At 19.0% G+C, this 17,896-nt stretch carries 13 protein-coding genes; 8 read left to right on the top strand and 5 right to left on the bottom strand.

Features of this window, described 5'->3' with window-relative positions; genetic code table 11:
- The first annotated feature begins 33 nt into the window (after positions 1-33).
- Both dnaE and tilS read left to right on the top strand, forming a co-directional pair.
- Positions 34-3,546 (top strand): DNA polymerase III subunit alpha, encoded by a 3,513-nt coding sequence (dnaE, locus tag GJT92_RS01095; RefSeq protein ID WP_168919664.1) that lies wholly within the window; start codon positions 34-36, stop codon positions 3,544-3,546.
- Positions 3,547-3,577: 31 nt separating this feature from the next.
- Positions 3,578-4,909 carry a tRNA lysidine(34) synthetase TilS gene (gene tilS, locus GJT92_RS01090; protein WP_168919663.1) on the top strand — a complete coding sequence of 444 codons (1,332 nt, stop codon included), beginning with the start codon at positions 3,578-3,580 and terminating at the stop codon, positions 4,907-4,909.
- Here the strand turns inward: tilS and GJT92_RS01085 are convergent.
- The 3 genes from GJT92_RS01085 to GJT92_RS01075 form a co-directional block, all read right to left on the bottom strand.
- Entirely contained in the window at positions 4,884-6,170 is a 1,287-nt protein-coding gene (locus tag GJT92_RS01085; protein ID WP_168919662.1) for an aminoacyl--tRNA ligase-related protein, read from the bottom strand. The genes tilS and GJT92_RS01085 overlap by 26 nt on opposite strands.
- A gap of 24 nt (positions 6,171-6,194) precedes the next feature.
- Positions 6,195-7,103 carry a homoserine O-succinyltransferase gene (locus GJT92_RS01080; RefSeq protein WP_168919661.1) on the bottom strand — a complete coding sequence of 303 codons (909 nt, stop codon included), beginning with the start codon at positions 7,101-7,103 and terminating at the stop codon, positions 6,195-6,197.
- 109 nt (positions 7,104-7,212) lie between these two features.
- Positions 7,213-7,788, bottom strand: a complete 576-nt coding sequence (locus GJT92_RS01075; protein WP_168919660.1) for a NifU family protein — start codon at positions 7,786-7,788, stop codon at positions 7,213-7,215.
- A 202-nt stretch (positions 7,789-7,990) separates the two neighbouring features.
- Here GJT92_RS01075 and GJT92_RS01070 point away from each other — a divergent pair, with 202 nt between their 5' ends.
- The 6 genes from GJT92_RS01070 (at position 7,991) to dapE (ending at position 14,802) form a co-directional block, all read left to right on the top strand.
- Positions 7,991-8,770 carry an inositol monophosphatase family protein gene (locus GJT92_RS01070; RefSeq protein ID WP_168919659.1) on the top strand — a complete coding sequence of 260 codons (780 nt, stop codon included), beginning with the start codon at positions 7,991-7,993 and terminating at the stop codon, positions 8,768-8,770.
- A gap of 104 nt (positions 8,771-8,874) precedes the next feature.
- On the top strand, positions 8,875-9,153 hold the full coding sequence (locus GJT92_RS01065) for a BolA/IbaG family iron-sulfur metabolism protein (RefSeq protein ID WP_168919658.1): 279 nt from the start codon (positions 8,875-8,877) through the stop codon (positions 9,151-9,153).
- A gap of 98 nt (positions 9,154-9,251) precedes the next feature.
- Positions 9,252-9,848 carry an ATP-dependent Clp endopeptidase proteolytic subunit ClpP gene (gene clpP / locus GJT92_RS01060; protein ID WP_168919864.1) on the top strand — a complete coding sequence of 199 codons (597 nt, stop codon included), beginning with the start codon at positions 9,252-9,254 and terminating at the stop codon, positions 9,846-9,848.
- A 54-nt stretch (positions 9,849-9,902) separates the two neighbouring features.
- Positions 9,903-11,165, top strand: coding sequence for an ATP-dependent Clp protease ATP-binding subunit ClpX (gene clpX, locus GJT92_RS01055; protein ID WP_425483312.1), 1,263 nt, complete (start codon positions 9,903-9,905; stop codon positions 11,163-11,165).
- A gap of 70 nt (positions 11,166-11,235) precedes the next feature.
- A complete protein-coding gene (gene lon, locus GJT92_RS01050; protein ID WP_168919656.1) occupies positions 11,236-13,569 on the top strand; it encodes an endopeptidase La in 2,334 nt (777 codons plus the stop codon).
- A gap of 72 nt (positions 13,570-13,641) precedes the next feature.
- Entirely contained in the window at positions 13,642-14,802 is a 1,161-nt protein-coding gene (dapE, locus tag GJT92_RS01045) for a succinyl-diaminopimelate desuccinylase (RefSeq protein WP_168919655.1), read from the top strand.
- A gap of 101 nt (positions 14,803-14,903) precedes the next feature.
- On the opposite strand, the gene lpdA is transcribed toward dapE, so the two are convergent.
- Complete coding sequence (lpdA, locus tag GJT92_RS01040; RefSeq protein WP_168919654.1) at positions 14,904-16,325, bottom strand: dihydrolipoyl dehydrogenase; 1,422 nt, start codon at positions 16,323-16,325, stop codon at positions 14,904-14,906.
- A 59-nt stretch (positions 16,326-16,384) separates the two neighbouring features.
- The gene (locus GJT92_RS01035) at positions 16,385-17,893 is read right to left on the bottom strand and encodes a 2-oxo acid dehydrogenase subunit E2 (protein WP_168919653.1); all 1,509 of its coding nucleotides are present in this window, start codon (positions 17,891-17,893) and stop codon (positions 16,385-16,387) included.
- Positions 17,894-17,896: the final 3 nt, after the last annotated feature.

The raw sequence follows: 17,896 nt of genomic DNA, 5'->3' as shown, positions 1-17,896 counted from the left end.
TTTTTGTCAAATTTAAGAAATTTTATATATAATATGAATTATCCAGAATTTATTCATTTAAATGTACATAGTGATTATTCAATACAAGATGGATTAGCAAAAATAGAACAACTTGTAAAAAAAGTTTCATTATTAAATATGCCAGCAATAGCTATTACAGATTTTAGTAATATTTTTGGTTTAATAAAATTTTATAAATCTGCTCATAATTTTGGTTTAAAAGCTATTATTGGAGCAGATTTTAAAATTAAAAATTTATTTAATTTAAATAATAATAATCAATATTCAAAATTAACAATATTAATAATGAATAATATAGGTTACCAAAATTTAAAATTACTAATTTTTGATGCTTATAAAAATGGTTATGATAGTCAAATTGGACCTATAATAACTTATAATCTACTTAAAAAATATAATAAAGGATTAATTATATTATCAGGTGGAATAAATGGGGATATAGGTAAAAATATTTTACAAAAAAATTTTTTTTTAGTAGAAAAAATAATTTTTTTTTATAAAAAATATTTCTATAATTGTTTTTATCTCGAATTAAATCGTACTAATCATACACATGAAGAAAATTATATAAATTTAATTCTTGAATTCGCAAATTATTTTTCTATACCAGTTGTTGCAACTAATAATGTACGTTTTTTAAATAAAAAAGATTTTTATGCACATGAAATTCGTGTAGCAATAAATAAAAGTTATACTTTAAATGAAAGCAAAAAAAAATCTATTTATAGTAAAGAACAATTTTTAAAAAGTCAAAAAGAAATGTATCTTTTATTTAAAAATATACCTGAAGCACTAAATAATAGTGTAGAAATAGCTAAAAGATGTAATGTTTTTTTACCTTTAGGTAAATATTTTTTACCTAATTATTCTATAATAAAAAATATAACACCTAAAAATTATCTTATTAAAAAAGCTCATATAGGTTTAAAAAAAAAATTAAAAATTTTATATACAAATTTTAATTTATTAAAAATACAAAAAATAAAATATAAAAAAAGATTAGATCTAGAATTAGATATTATTAATAAGATGGGTTTCCCTAGTTATTTTCTTATAGTGATGGAATTTGTTCAATGGGCAAAAAAACATGATATACCTGTTGGTCCAGCAAGAGGATCTGGAGCTGGTTCATTAGTTGCTTATGTTTTAAATATTACAAATTTAGATCCAATTAAATTTGATTTAATTTTTGAAAGATTTTTAAATATTGAAAGAATTTCATTACCAGATTTTGATATTGATTTTTGTATGGAAAAACGTGATTTAGTTATTAATCATGTAAAAGAAGTATATGGAAATGAATCAGTATCTCAAATTATAACATTTGGAACTATGACTGCAAAATCTGTAATAAAAGATGTTGGTAGAGTTTTAGGCTATCCGTATGATTTTCTTAATCGTATTTCAAAATTAATACCTTTAGATGTTAAAATAAGTTTGAAAAAAGCTGTTATAAATAATAAAAAATTATATGATTTATATAAATCTGATATTAATATTAAAGAATTAATAAATACTTCTCTTAAATTAGAAGGAACAATAAGGAATGTTGGTAAACATGCAGGTGGAGTTGTTATATCTCCAGATAATATTACAAAATATACAACAATATATTGTGATGATAATGGGAAAAATAGAGTTACTCAATTTGATAAAAATGATATAGAAGATATTGGTTTAGTAAAATTTGATTTTTTAGGTTTAAGAACTTTAACTGTTATTAATTATTCATTAAAAATAATTAATAAAATAAGATTTGAAAAAAAAAAAAAATTAATAGATATTAATAATATTAATTTAAATAATAAAAAAATTTTTCATTTTTTAAAAACTGCTAGAACTACAGGTATATTCCAATTAGAATCTGAAGGTATTAAAAAATTAATAAAACAATTAAAACCAGATAATTTTGAAGATTTAATTGCTTTATTAGCTTTATTTCGTCCTGGACCATTACAATCAGGAATGGTTGAAAATTTTATTAATCGAAAACATGGAAAAGAAGTAATATCATATCCTGATATAAATTGGCAACATAAAAAATTAAAACCAATATTAAAATCTACATATGGAATTATTTTATATCAAGAACAAGTTATGAAAATAGCACAAATATTAGCAGGATATAGTTTAGGTGAAGCAGATATTTTAAGAAGAGTAATAAGTAAAAAACAACATGAAAAAATGTCAAAACAAAGAAAACGTTTTTTACAGGGTGCTAAAAAATTAAAAATTAATAATATTTTATCTATGAAAATATTTGATTATTTAGAAAAATTTTCTTCATATGGATTTAATAAATCTCATTCTGCTGGATATGCTTTAATATCTTATCAAACTTTATGGTTAAAATTTTATTATCCTTCAGAATTTATGGCATCTGTTTTAACATCAGAAATGGATAATATAAATAAAATTATTAATTTAATATCTGAATGTAAAAATATGAAAATTAATATTTTACCTCCTGATATTAATAATAGTTCCTATAAATTTAATGTTGATAAATATGGTAATATTATATATGGATTAGGAGCAATAAAAGGAATTGGAGAACAACAAGCATATAATATACTTAATATAAGAAAAAAAATTAGTTTTTTTAAATCTATATTTGATTTTCTTATTAAAATAAATTTAAAAAAAATAAATAAAAGAATTTTAGAAGTATTAATAACTTCTGGTTCGTTAGATTGTTTTAATTTTAATAGAGGAATTTTAATAAATAATTTAGAAAAAATTATAAAAATAACCAATAAATATTTACAAGAAAAACAGACAGGACAAATGGATTTTTTTAATACAAATAATAAAAAATTATTAATAGATAATAAATTTATTGATACTAACATAAATTATTTTTGGTCTAAAAAAGATATTTTAATAAAAGAAAAAAATACTTTAGGATTTTATTTAACAGGTCATCCGGTACATATTTATTTCAAAGAAATTATGTTTTATACTAAAAATAGAAGTATTAATAATACATTTATAAATTATAAAAAAAATATTTATTTACCTATAACAATAGGAGGTATAATAAGTAATATTCGTAATTCTTATAATAAAAAAAAACAAAAAATTTTTATTTTTAATTTAGATGACAGTACTAATATAATTGAAGTACATATATTATTTAATTTATTAAATAAAAATTTTATTATATTAAATAGTATAGTAATTATACGTGGAATCGTATATTTTAATAATTTTAAAAAATTATTTATATGTGATGCTTTTTATATAATAGATATTGAAGAAGCTAGAAAAAAATATTTACATAGTATAAATATTATTTTTATGAATGATTTTTTTTTAAAAAAAAATTCTTTTTTAAAAAATCTTAAAAAATTTATTTTTTTTGATAAAAATCATGATAAAAATTTAATACAAATATATTTTTATTCTAATTATTTTGGTATAAAAAAAAGAATTTTTTTTAAAAAACTTTACTATATTTCAATTAATGAAAATAAATTTATTTATTTACTAAATAATAATAATATTAAATTTGAATTTAATTAACTCAATTAAATATTTTTTTTAAAAAAAGATTATGTTAATAAAAACTGAAACACAATTAATGTTATGTAAATTTAAAAAAATACTAGTAGCATATAGTGGAGGAATAGATTCCACAGTATTACTATATAATTTAGTAAAATTAAGAAAAAAATACCCAATTTTATTAAGAACTATTCATATTAATCATAATTTAAACATTTTATCAAATAATTGGTCTAAAACATGTATGTTACAATGTCAAAAATGGAATGTCTTATTTATAAAAAAAGATATAAAAATTACACAAAAAAATAATATAGAAAACTATGCTAGAATAAAAAGATATAAAATTTTTGAAAATATTATTAAAAATGATGAAATTTTAGTTACTGCTCATAATTTAAATGATCAATGTGAAACTTTTTTACTTGCTTTAAAAAGAGGAAGTGGTCCTAAAGGATTATCTGGAATATCTAAAATAAGTATATTAAATAATATAAAATTATTTCGTCCTTTTTTAGAGATTACTAGACATCAAATATTTGAATATGCTATAGAAAAAAAAATAAGTTGGATAGAAGATCCTAGTAATAAAGATATAAGATATGATCGTAATTTTTTAAGAAATATTATTTTACCTAAAATTATAAATAGATGGCCTTTTTTTAATTATGCAGTTAATAGATCTTCAATAATTTGTCAGGAACAAGAAAAACTTTTAATAGATTTAATAAATCCAATATTAATGAAATTAATACAAAAAGATAATAGTTTATTAATTACTCCATTATATAAATTTAGTGTAATAAAAAGAAATTTTATAATTAGAAAATGGATTGAATATAATAAATATTATTATATGCCTTCTAGAAAAATGTTATTTATTATATGGAATGAAATTATTTGTTGTAAAAATAATAATAATCCACAAATTAAAATAGGAAAATATGTTATTCGTAAATATAAAAACTATTTATTTTGTATAAAATACTTTAATAATTTGAAAAATATTTTATTAATATGGGATAATTTAAATATTCCATTTATATTACCTAATAAATTGGGAAAATTAGTAATATTAGATACTAATATAAACTATAAAAATAAATCGATAAATATAAGAAAACCGAAGAATCATGAAATTGTATATATAAAATTTAATATTACAAGTAAATATTATTTTAATAAATTAAAATATAACAAAAATATAAATGATATATGGAAAAATTTATTAATTCCTAAATGGAAAAGAGAACAAATACCATTATTATTTTACAATGACAAATTTATTGCTGAACTAGAAAATAATTTAATTACAAAAGAAGGAAAAATTTCATCAAATAACAAAAATAATTTTTTTATTTTTTGGGAAAAAAAATATTAAAGCATTTATTTAATTTAAGTTTTTTAAAAATAAAATCAGTAATTAAATTTAAAGAAATAATATCTTGAAATCCTGTTTTTCTATATCTATATTCAATATTATTATTAATAATATTATCATTATTAATAATGATAATATGTGGTATTCCAATAAGATCTATATCTGAAAACATAACACCAGGATTTTCTTTTCTATCATCTAATAGAACTTCTATGCCTAATGAAATAAATTTTTTATAAAGTAAAAAAGATTTTTTTCTTACTATAGGATAGTTATACATATTAATAGGAATAATAGCTATTAAAAAAGGAGCTAGTAACGAATTAGGCCAATATATACCTTTTAAATCATAATTTTGTTCTATAACAGAAGCAATTAATCTTGATATTCCAATTCCATAACAACCCATATATAAAGGTTGTTTAATTTTTTTTTTATTATTAATATAAATATTCATTGATTCAGAATATTTTTTTCCAATTTTAAAAATATGAGCTATTTCTATACTATTTTTAATTTTTATTAAATTTTTTTTTTTAGAAATTATTTTTTTTTTAAATTGTTTATCTAAAAAATAATAATTATCTTTAGAAAAAAAAATTTTACTTTCTCCATTTTTTGATAAAACATGAAATTCATGAGAAATATTTCCACCAATAACACTATTATTTGCTTGTACTATAAAATAATTTATTCGTATTAAATCAAAAATTTTTTTATAAGTATTTAGTAAAATTTCATATGTTTGTTGTAAACATTTTTCATTCATATGAAAAGAATAACTATCTTTCATTATAAATTCTTTAGAACGTATAACTCCTAAACGAGATCTTATTTCATCTCGAAATTTTGTTTGTATTTGATACAAATGAACAGGTAAAAATTTATAAGATTTAATTTCATAATTTATTAAGTAATTAATAACTTCTTCGTGAGTAGGTCCTAAAATAAAACTGTTTTTTTTCCGATCTAAAATTTTTAATAATTCTTTACCATAATCATTTATACGTCCACTTTTTTCCCAAAGATAACTAGGATGTATTATGGGTAATAATAATTCTATTGCATTTATATTATTCATTGCAAAACGTATTATTTTTTCAAAATTTTTAATTACTCTTAATCCACTTGGTAACCAAATATATATTCCTGAAGATAATTTTTTAATCATTCCTGCTTTAATCATTAAAGAATAACTATTTATATTTTGATTATGTATTTTATTTTTAGATGTAAAAAATAAATATTTAGTAGTTAACACTAAAACCTCTTTTAAAATTAATTATTAATAAATAATATTATTTTTTTTATAATTTAAATAATTTAACCAATTTAAAAATAATAAATTACCATGACTTTTCCAGTTAATTTGAGGTATTAAATTTGGATTATTTAGAGGATAATAATTATAAGGTATCTCTATATTTTTTTTATTTTTTTTTAAATCATTTAAATATTCTTTATGTATTGTTAAAGAATCATATTCTGGATGTCCTGTAATAAATATATATTTATTATTTTTACTAGTAAAAAGATAAATACCTGCTTCTTTAGAAGAAGAAATAATTTTAAAATTATTATAATTTTTAATAAAATTTAAAGAAAAATTAGAATATCTTGAATGTGGTACAAAAAAATAATCATCAAAACCTTTTGTTAAAAAATTATTTTTTAATAAAATATGATGTTTAAATATACCAAATATTTTTTTTTTATTAATTTTTTTTGGAATATTATATAATATATTTAATACAGCTTGTACAGACCAACACATAGATAAAATAGAATTAACATGATCTTGTGCCCAATGTATTATTTTTACAAATTCTTTCCAATACCTTATATTAATAAAATCAATTAAACCTAAAGGAGCTCCTGTAATTATTAATCCATCATAATACTTATTAGATATTTGTTCTAAATTAATATAAAATTTTTTAATATGTTTAATTGATAAATAATTAGATGATTTTTGATCACAAACACATAATAAAGATAAATCTATTAATAATGAAGAATTAGATAATAATCTAATTATTTGATTTTCTGTTTCAATTTTTTTAAACATTAAATTTAATAAAATTATTTTAATTTTATTTGGATATTTTTTATTTGAAATTTTTTGTAATAAAAATATATTTTCTTTTTTTAAAAAATCAATAGCAGGTAATTTTTTTATAACTAAAACGGGCATATTCCTTTATTCCTTATTTAAATATTTATATAAAATTATGTTAAAATTATGAAAATTAAATTTTTTATTAAAATATAATAAAATATTTAAATAAAAATATATTACTATTTTAGTAATAAGAAAATTTATGTTTTTTATGTAAAGTTATATCATATATTCCTTTAATACTAGGAAAGTTATTTAATAATTCTTTTTCTATTTGATTTTTAAGAGTATATTGACTCATCATACAACCCTGACAACCACCACGAAATTCTAATAACAAAATATTATTTTTGGTTATTTCCTTTAATATAATAAAACCACCGTGTAATGATAACTTAGGATTAATTACATTTTTTATAAAAATATTAATATTTTTTTTTAAATCTTTAGTTTTTGTGTTATTTTCTTTATATTTTTTATTTAAAAATATAAATTCTAATTTAGAAGATAATTCTTTTTGTATTAAATCAATTTTGATATTATTTAAAAATTTAAAACTATTTATTTCTATAAATATAAAGAATTTTTTGAATTTTAATTTAATATCATCATTTTTTATTTTTTTTATATTACAAAAAGAAATATTACCTTTTAAAATATTATTTTTTTTTAAAACTAAAATTCTAATATATGTATTAATATCTTTTTTAGATAATAAATTTAAAAAATATTTTTGAGCTGATTCTGTAATTTGTAACATAATTAAAAAATAATTAAAATTATTAAAGTATCTATATTAGATAATATATGTTTTAAAAAAAAAAACAATATATTTAATGATATATCTTTTATAAAAAAAATATTTTAAATATTAATTTTTTATTATAAAATAAATTAGATTTGTCATTTAATTATTTTAATTACTTAACTTAAGATATATAAAGGTTAGTGAGAAATAATATATGCGTCCAATGCTTAATATTGCTATACGTATAATACGTAATATTGGTAATATCATTATTAAAAATTATGAAATACAAAATATAAATTCAGATTATAATGAATATAATATTAATTTATTTACAAAAAAAATTAATAAAAATTTAAATAATATGATTACTAAAGTAATTTATAATATATATACAAAAAATATTACTTTTTTATGTAAAAAAAAATTTTTTATTTTTAAATATAAAAAAACTATATGGATTATAAATCCTTTAGATGGAGTTATGAATTTTTTTAAAAAATTACCTCATTTTTCAATATCTATTGCTATTTGTATAAAAGGAAAAACTGAAATTTCTTTAGTATATGATCCATTAAAAAATGATTTATTTACTGCGATAAGAGGACAAAATGCTCAATTAAATGGTTATAAATTACGTTGTGATAAATATTTTCAAAAAAAAAATTTATTATTTGCTCTAAATACTAGTTATATTTTTTTTACAAAAAAAAAAAATGTTAATTTAATTAATTTATTTGTTGAAAATTTAATTTCGCTTAGAATAAGTGGTTCTATTTCTTTAGATTTAGCATATTTAGCAGCAAATAAAATTGATTGTTATTTAAATAATAATGTACAAAATTTTAATTATTTGCTTGCTGGAGAATTAATTATTAAAGAATCAGGTGGATTAATAACAGATTTTATAGGTAATTGTAATTATAAAAATTCTACTAACATATTAGCAGGTAATGCTGATATTATAAAATTAGTAATTTCTAAAATTAAATAATTTATAAATTATAATTATTTTTTAATAATAAAAAAATTATTTAATTATAAATATATAAAAAATATAATTTGAATTATAAAATTAAAAGTTCCGGAAATATCATAATGATTATAAAAAAAATAAAAAATAAAATAAAATACAAATTAAAACCTATATATTTAAAAATTAATAATAATAGTCATAATCATAATAATCATATATCAAATTTAATAACTCATTTAGAAATTATTATTGTTAGTAATTTTTTTATTGAAAAAAAATTAATTAATAGACACAGATTAATATATCATATTATAGGTGATATATTAAAAGATATTCATTCATTATCTTTATATACTTATACATCTAGTGAATGGGAAAAACAAAAAATTCATAAAATATAAAATATAAGTTATCTACATATTATATAAAAAGTTTTTTATTTTTAAAAAGGATAATAATTTTGTATAAAAAAAATAACAAAATTTTTAAAAAAAATCAAATAAACACAATACCAATTGTAATTGAACAAACCTCTAAAGGAGAGAGATCATATGATATTTTTTCAAGATTATTAAAAGAACGTATTATTTTTTTAACAGGTACTATTGAAGATAGTATGGCTAATTTAATAGTTGCACAAATATTATTTTTAGAATCAGAAGATCCAAATAAAGATATATTTATTTATATAAATAGTCCTGGAGGTGTTATTACGTCAGGAATGTGTATTTATGATACTATGCAATTTGTTAAATCAGATATTAGTACTCTTTGTATAGGACAAGCATGTTCAATGGCAGCTTTTTTATTAGCAGCTGGGAATAAAAATAAAAGATTTTGTTTACCTAATGCCAGAATAATGATACATCAACCAATAGGAAGCTATCAAGGTCAGGTAACTGATATAGAAATTCAGACTCAAGAAATTTTAAGAATAAAAAATTACTTAAATAAACTTTTTTCATTTCATACAGGTAAATCTATTGAAATTATTGAAAAAGATACTAATAGAGATAGATTTTTAACAGCTAAGGAAGCAATAAAATATGGTTTAATAGATAATATTATTTCTAATAAAAATAATATTATTACTTAGTTTTATAAAATTATAAAAATTACTACTTATTAATTTTTTGAAATGAGGTTTTTAATGATAAAAAAAAAGGAGAATTTAAATAAAATATTATATTGTTCTTTTTGTAAAAAAACACAGTATGAAGTTAGTAAATTAATATTAGGTAATAATAAAATTCATATTTGTAATGAATGTATTATATTATGTAATAATGTTTTACAAAAAGAAAATCAAAAACAATATAAAAATTTTAATAAAAATAATTATTTAAATTTACCTACACCACATAAAATTTTTAATTATTTAAATAATTATGTGATTAGTCAATCACAAGCTAAAAAAATACTTTCAGTATCAATCTATAATCATTATAAAAAATTAAAAAATTATAATAAAAAAGATAATATAATAGAAAAAAGTAATATTCTTTTATTAGGACCTACTGGCAGTGGTAAAACATTATTAGCTGAAACACTAGCACGTTTTCTTAATATACCCTTTGCTATTGCAGATGCAACTACTTTAACAGAAGCTGGATATGTAGGAGAAGATGTAGAAAATGTTATTCAAAAATTATTACAAAATGCTAATTATGATATAGAAAAAACTGAAAATGGTATTATATACATTGATGAAATTGATAAAATTGCACGTAAATCAGAAAATGTTTCTATAACAAGAGATGTTTCCGGGGAAGGTGTCCAACAATCTTTATTAAAATTAATTGAAGGTACAATTGCTTCTGTACCACCACAAGGTGGACGTAAACATCCACAACAAGAATTTATTAAAATAAATACTAAAAATATATTATTTATTTGTGCTGGATCTTTTTATGGATTAGAAAAGATTATTTTAAATCGATTAAATAGTTCTAGTAAAATAGGATTTCATATAAAAAAAGAACAAAATTCAAATAAATTTTTTAATAAATATGAAATTTTAAAAAAAATTTTACCTGAAGATTTAATAAAATTTGGATTAATACCAGAATTTATAGGACGTTTACCTATTATAGTTTCATTAAATGAATTAAATAAAAAAAAATTAATAAAAATTTTATTAGAACCTAAAAATTCTCTTATTAAACAATATCAAACCCTATTTAAATATGAAAATATTAAATTAAAATTTAAAAATGATGCTATTGAATTAATAGCTAAAAAAGCAGTATTATTAAATACTGGAGCTAGAGGATTAAGATCTATTTTAGAAAAATCATTATTAGATATAATGTATGATACACCTTCAATAAAAAATATAAGTAAAATTATAATTAATAGTAAAGTTATTAATAATATTTCCCAACCTATTATAGAATATAAAAATAATGGTTAAAATATAATTAATCTTAATTTTATATATAAAAATATATTTTATAATATAATTATAATAGAGAGAAAAATTTATGAATTCTGAAATTTCAGAACGTATTGTAATTCCTGTATTACCATTACGTGATGTAGTAGTATATCCTCATATGGTAATTCCTTTATTTATTGGTAGAAAAAAATCTATTCGTTGTTTAGAAGCAGCAATGAATAATGATAAAAAAATTATGTTAGTTGCTCAAAAAGAAGCATCTAATGATAATCCTAATATTAATGATTTATTTAGTGTTGGGACAATTACTTCTATTTTACAAATGTTAAAATTACCCGATGGAACAGTAAAAATATTAGTGGAAGGTTTATATAGAGCAAATATAATAGTTTTATCAGATAATAGTAATTATTTTACAGCTGAAATAGAATATTTATCTTCTCCTAGTCTTAAAGTTAAAGAACAAGAAATATTAATAAGAACAGCTATTAATCAATTTGAAAGATATACTAAATTAAATAAAAAAATTCCTCCAGAAGTTTTAAACTCCTTAAATAATATTAATGATGCAGCAAAATTAGCTGATACCATAGCTGCACATATGACTTTAAAATTATCTAATAAACAATTAATATTAGAAATGTCGAATATTAATGAAAGATTAGAATATTTAATGGCTATAATGGAATCAGAAATCGAATTATTACAAGTAGAAAAAAAAATTCGGAATAGAGTTAAAAAACAAATGGAAAAAAGTCAAAAAGAATATTATTTAAATGAACAAATGAAAGCTATACAAAAAGAATTAGGAGAAACAGATGAACATCTTGATGAAAATAAAATATTAAAAAAAAAAATAAAATTAGCAAAAATGCCAAAAGAAGCAAAAGAAAAAACTTATGCTGAATTAAGAAAATTAAAAATGATGTCTCCTATATCAGCTGAAGCAACAGTTATTAGAGGATATATAGAATGGATAATACAAATTCCATGGAATACAAAAAGTAGATTAAAAAAAAATTTATGTAAAGCTAAAAAAATATTAGATCAAGATCATTTTGGTTTAGAATCTGTTAAAGAACATATTTTAGAATATTTAGCAGTACAAAATAGATCTAATAAAATTAGAGGCCCAATTTTATGTTTAGTAGGTCCACCTGGAGTAGGTAAAACATCATTAGGTAAATCTATAGCAAGAGCAACAGGCAGAAAATTTATTAAAATATCATTAGGAGGAATAAAAGATGAAGGAGAAATAAGAGGTCATCGTCGTACATATGTTGGTTCTATGCCTGGCAAAATTATACAAAAAATAATTAAATCTGGAGTAAAAAATCCATTATTATTATTAGATGAAATAGATAAAATCTCATATGATATGAGAGGAGATCCTGCAGCAGCATTATTAGAAGTTTTAGATCCAGAACAAAATGTTTCTTTTAACGATCATTATCTTGAAATAGATTATGATTTATCTAATGTCATGTTTGTAGCAACTTCAAATTCTTCTATCAATATACCATTACCTCTTCTAGATAGAATGGAAGTAATTAAAATATCTGGTTACACAGAAGATGAAAAATTAAGTATAGCACAAAAATATTTGTTACCTAAACAATTTTCAAATAATGCTTTAAAAGAAAAAGAATTATTTATAAATGATAAAGCAATTATAAATATAATAAGATATTATACTAGAGAATCTGGAGTAAGAGGATTAGAAAGAACATTATCTACTTTATGTAGAAAAACTGTTAAAATAATTTTAATAAAAAAAAATATTAAATCAATTGTAATTAATAATTCTAATTTAAAAAATTATTTAGGTGTAAAAAAATTTGATTATGGAAAAGCGGAAAATGAAAATATTATAGGACAAGTTACAGGATTAGCATGGACAGAAGTTGGAGGAGAATTATTAACAATTGAAACTGTATGTATACCTGGTAAAGGTAAATTAACTTATACAGGATCTTTAGGAGAAGTAATGCAAGAGTCCATACAAACTGCATTAACTGTAGTAAAAGCAAGAACAGAAAAATTAAATATTAATACAGAATTTTATAAAAATATAGATATTCATGTACATGTTCCGGAAGGAGCTACACCAAAAGATGGACCTAGTGCTGGAATATCTATGTGTACAGCTCTTGTATCAAGTTTAACTAATAATCCTGTAAAAGCAAATGTAGCTATGACAGGAGAAATTACTTTAAGAGGACAAGTACTTGGAATAGGAGGATTAAAAGAAAAATTATTAGCTGCTCATAGAGGTGGTATTAGTGTTGTTTTAATACCAGAACAGAATAAAAGAAATTTAGAAGATATACCAAAAAATATTATTGCAGATTTAAAAATTTTTCCGGTAAAAAATATTGAAGAAGTATTATTATTAGCTTTACAAAATAAACCATATTAAAATTTGAATAAATAATTATTTTTTTAAATAATTTTTATACAAAAATATTTATAATAAAAGTAAATACTTATTATGTTAAAAAAAATAATTAATTTAACTAAAAAACTTATTAAGTGTCGTTCTATTAGTCCCTTTGATGCAGGATGTCAAAATATATTAATAAAAATTTTAAAAAAATTAAATTTTCATATTAAATTAATTAATATTAAAAATACTAAAAATTTTTGGGCATTCCATAATGGAAATAATAAAAATAATAATACTTTAGTTTTTGCTGGACATACAGATGTTGTTTCTCCAGGTGATATTAAACAATGGAAATTTCATCCATTTAAAGCTATTATAAAAAATGATATATTATATGGAAGAGGAGTTTGTGATATGAAAGGATCCCTAGCCGCAATGATTATTGCGGCTAAAAAATTTGTTATAAAATATCCTACTTATAATGGTCGTTTAGCTTTTCTTGTTACTTCAGATGAAGAAGGTAATGCAAAAAATGGTACTATTCAAGTTATTAATAAATTAATAAAAAAAAAAGAAAAATTAGATTATTGTATAATAGGAGAACCTACCAGTAATAAAATTATAGGAGATGTTATTAAGAATGGAAGAAGAGGTTCATTAAATATTAAATTAAAAATTATAGGTATACAAGGACATGTTGCATATCATAAATTAGCAAAAAATCCCATACATATGGTAATACCTTTGCTAAATAAATTATTATTAGTTAAATGGAGTAAAAAAAATTATCTATTTCCTGAAACTAGCATGCAAATAACAAAGATTAGTTCTGATATAAAAGATAATAATGTTATACCAGGAAATATTATTTTATACATAAATTTTCGTTTTAATAATGAAATTTGTTATAAAGATATATTAAAAAAATTAAATCATATTATAAAAAAATATATTATTAATTATAATATAAAATGGGATTTATCAGGATTACCTTTTTTAAGTAATTATGATTGTTTAAAAAAAAGTAAAAATTTATTAAAAATAGTAAAAAAAAATATTAATTTAATAAATAATGTTAATACAAAATTAATTAATAATGGAGGTACTTCTGATGGAAGATTTATTATTAAAACTGGCGCGCAAATAGTGGAATTAGGATTAATTAATTCTACTATTCATAAAATTAATGAATGTATATATATTAATGATTTAAACATAATATATAAAATATACTATAAAATAATAAAAGAAATTCTTATTTTATAAATTTTATTATAAAATAATTTTTTATTTAAAATATAAAAATATATAAACTTATATTTAAAATAAATACAAAAATTTTAAATTTAAAATTATTAATTTAAATTTTATTTATTAATATTAATAATATCTGTTACTGACCCTAAATATATTTCTGCTGCTATTCCAATTGATTCATAAAAAGTAGGATGAGCATGTATAGTTAAAGCAATATCTTCTACATCACATCCCATTTCAATTGCTAAACTAATTTCTCCTAATAATTCTCCTGCATTATATCCAATAACACTTCCACCTATAACTCGATTAGAATTTTTTTCTATAATTAATTTAGTTAAACCATCTTCTTCATTAGAAGATATCGCTCTTCCTAAATTTTTCCAGGAAAAAGATGAAGTTTTATAATCTATATTATTTTTTATAGCATTTTTTTCTGTTATCCCCACCCAACCTATTTCTGGATTAGTATAAGCAATTGATGGGATTACTTTAGGAATAAAATAATGATTTTTCCCAGCAATAACTTCTGCAGCTAAATGTCCTTCATGAATTCCTTTATGTGCTAACATAGGATATCCTATAACATCTCCTATAGCGTATATATTAGAAATATTAGTTCTCATTTGATTATCTACATTAATAAAATAATCATTATTAATTAATAATTTGTTAAATTTTTTATTTATATAAGTAGAATTTGGTTTTCTTCCTATTGCAACAATAACTATATCATAACTTTTAGAATAAACTGATTTATTATTGTCACTAGTCATATGTACTTGTAATAATTTTTTATCATTATTATTAATAGATAATATTTTAGTACCTAATATTAAATTAAATTTATTTTTTATACATTTTTTATAAACATTTATAATATCATTATCTATTTCAGATAATAATATATTGGAAATTTCAATAATATCAATTTTAGAACCAAAAGATTCATAAATAGTTGCCATTTCTAAACCTATAATTCCACTTCCTATAATTAATATTTTTTTAGGGATTTTTTTTAATGATAAAGCATCTGTAGAACTCCATATTCTATTATCATTATAAGGTATAAATGGCAATTTAATAGGGTTAGAGCCAGTTGCTATTATTGCATTTTCAAATATAATTTGATAGTTATTATTAATACCAATAACATTTAAACAATTTTCTGTTTCAAAAAAACCCATACCATTAATAATATTAATATTTCTAGTTTTTGAAAGAAAATTTAATCCATTAGTTAGTTTATTAATTATACTTTGTTTCCATAAATTAATATTTTCAATATTAATTTCAATAGTATTATTAAATATACCTTTTTGAAAAAAATTTTTGTTTTCTTTAATTATTTTTGAAATATGCAATAATGTTTTAGATGGTATACATCCTACATTTAAACATACGCCTCCTAATTTTGGGTAATTTTCTACTATTATTGTCTTTAATCCTAAATCACTACAACGAAAAGCAGCAGAATATCCTGCTGGTCCTCCTCCGATTACAACAACTTGAGTTTTTATTGTATCATTCATAATAATCTCTATTAATAATTACATTTTAATGAATTTTATTTTTATAATTTTTTTAAAAATTACATTAATATATTTCTAATATCAGATAATAAACCACAAATATAATTTAAAAAATTAATTCCTTCAATTCCATTTATAACACGATGATCATAAGATAATGATAATGGTAAAATAAGTTTTGGTAAAAATTTTCTACTATTTATATTCCATATAGGTTTTATTTGTGCTTGTGATATACCTAAAATAGCTACTTCTGGAGCATTAATTATAGGTGTAAAAAAATTACCTTTAAATTGGCCTAAATTAGATATAGTAAAACAACCTCCTTTCATATCATTATGATTAAGTTTATAATTTTTTGCTTTATTAGCAAGATTAAATATTGTTTCAGATATTTCATTAATATTTTTATTTAAAACATCAAATATTACAGGTACAAATAATCCTTTATCTGTATTAATTGCTATTCCTATATTAAAATATTTTTTTAATATCAAATTTTGATTATCATCTGATAAAGATGAATTAAAATTAGGATATTTTTTCAAAGCATATGCACATATTTTAATTATAAAACTTAATAATGTTAATTTAATATTATTTTTATTTTTTAACGATTCAATATTTTTTTTAATTCTAAATTTTTCTAATTCTGTAATATCAGTTTCAATATGTTGTGTAACATGAGGAATATTTTTCCAATTATTTAATAAATTTTTACCAGATATTTTTTGTATATTATTAAGATTTAATTCTTCACATAAACCAAAATTTTTATAATTTATTAAAGAATTATCAGAAACATTATTCATTATATTTTTATTTTTGTTTTTAATGTATTTAATTAAATCTTCTTTATTAATTCTATTTTTTAAACCACTTGCTTTTATTTTACTTAAATTAATTTTTAATTTTCTTGCTATTTTTCTTACAATAGGTGAAGCATGTATATATGATTCTGTATCTAAGATATCATTTACTGTATTTTTTACAAAATTATTTTCTTTAATATATGTTTTTGTTTCATAATATTCATTATTTATTGTAAAATTATCTATATAAATAAATATATCATTAGTATTTATATTATCATATATTTTAATATTAATTTTTTTAATGATACCTTTACATAAAGAAGCTATTTCAAAAATATTTTTTTTATTTTTAATAATTAATAATGATTGATTTTTTATAATTAAATCATTTTCCTTAACCAATATTTTAGTAACTTTCATTACTTGTGTTCCTATATCAGGAATTCGTAATGCTGTAAATGTTATTTTGTTTTTTTGTAACTTTATTTTTTTATTATTTACAAGATTAATTTTTTTTTGTTCATCGTTAAATATTTCTAATATTATATTTCCTTTACTAATTTTTTCACCTATAGATACTAAAATTTTTTTTATAATACCATTTTGGTCGGAAGGAATTTCCATAGATGTTTTATCACTTTCTACTATAATAATAGATTGTTCTTTAAAAATTTTTTCTCCTTCTTTTACCAAAATATCAGTAATTTTCATCTCCTTTATTCCTGTATCAGGAAATATTATTTTTGTATTCATAGT

Origin of the sequence: Enterobacteriaceae endosymbiont of Donacia clavipes, assembly GCF_012570365.1 — a bacterium.
Classification (GTDB): domain Bacteria; phylum Pseudomonadota; class Gammaproteobacteria; order Enterobacterales; family Enterobacteriaceae.
The sequence above is the reverse complement of the archived record's forward strand: the minus strand, read 5'-3'. Positions and strand labels throughout refer to the sequence as shown.

Coding starts and splice junctions, on each gene's coding strand:
- dapE (WP_168919655.1), top strand. CDS start 13,642: ATGTTAAAAAAAATAATTAATTTAACTAAAAAACTTATTAAGTGTCGT.
- tilS (WP_168919663.1), top strand. CDS start 3,578: ATGTTAATAAAAACTGAAACACAATTAATGTTATGTAAATTTAAAAAA.
- lon (WP_168919656.1), top strand. CDS start 11,236: ATGAATTCTGAAATTTCAGAACGTATTGTAATTCCTGTATTACCATTA.
- GJT92_RS01080 (WP_168919661.1), bottom strand. CDS start 7,103: ATGCCCGTTTTAGTTATAAAAAAATTACCTGCTATTGATTTTTTAAAA.
- dnaE (WP_168919664.1), top strand. CDS start 34: ATGAATTATCCAGAATTTATTCATTTAAATGTACATAGTGATTATTCA.
- GJT92_RS01065 (WP_168919658.1), top strand. CDS start 8,875: ATGATTATAAAAAAAATAAAAAATAAAATAAAATACAAATTAAAACCT.
- lpdA (WP_168919654.1), bottom strand. CDS start 16,325: ATGAATGATACAATAAAAACTCAAGTTGTTGTAATCGGAGGAGGACCA.
- clpX (WP_425483312.1), top strand. CDS start 9,903: ATGATAAAAAAAAAGGAGAATTTAAATAAAATATTATATTGTTCTTTT.
- GJT92_RS01070 (WP_168919659.1), top strand. CDS start 7,991: ATGCGTCCAATGCTTAATATTGCTATACGTATAATACGTAATATTGGT.
- GJT92_RS01035 (WP_168919653.1), bottom strand. CDS start 17,893: ATGAATACAAAAATAATATTTCCTGATACAGGAATAAAGGAGATGAAA.
- GJT92_RS01075 (WP_168919660.1), bottom strand. CDS start 7,788: ATGTTACAAATTACAGAATCAGCTCAAAAATATTTTTTAAATTTATTA.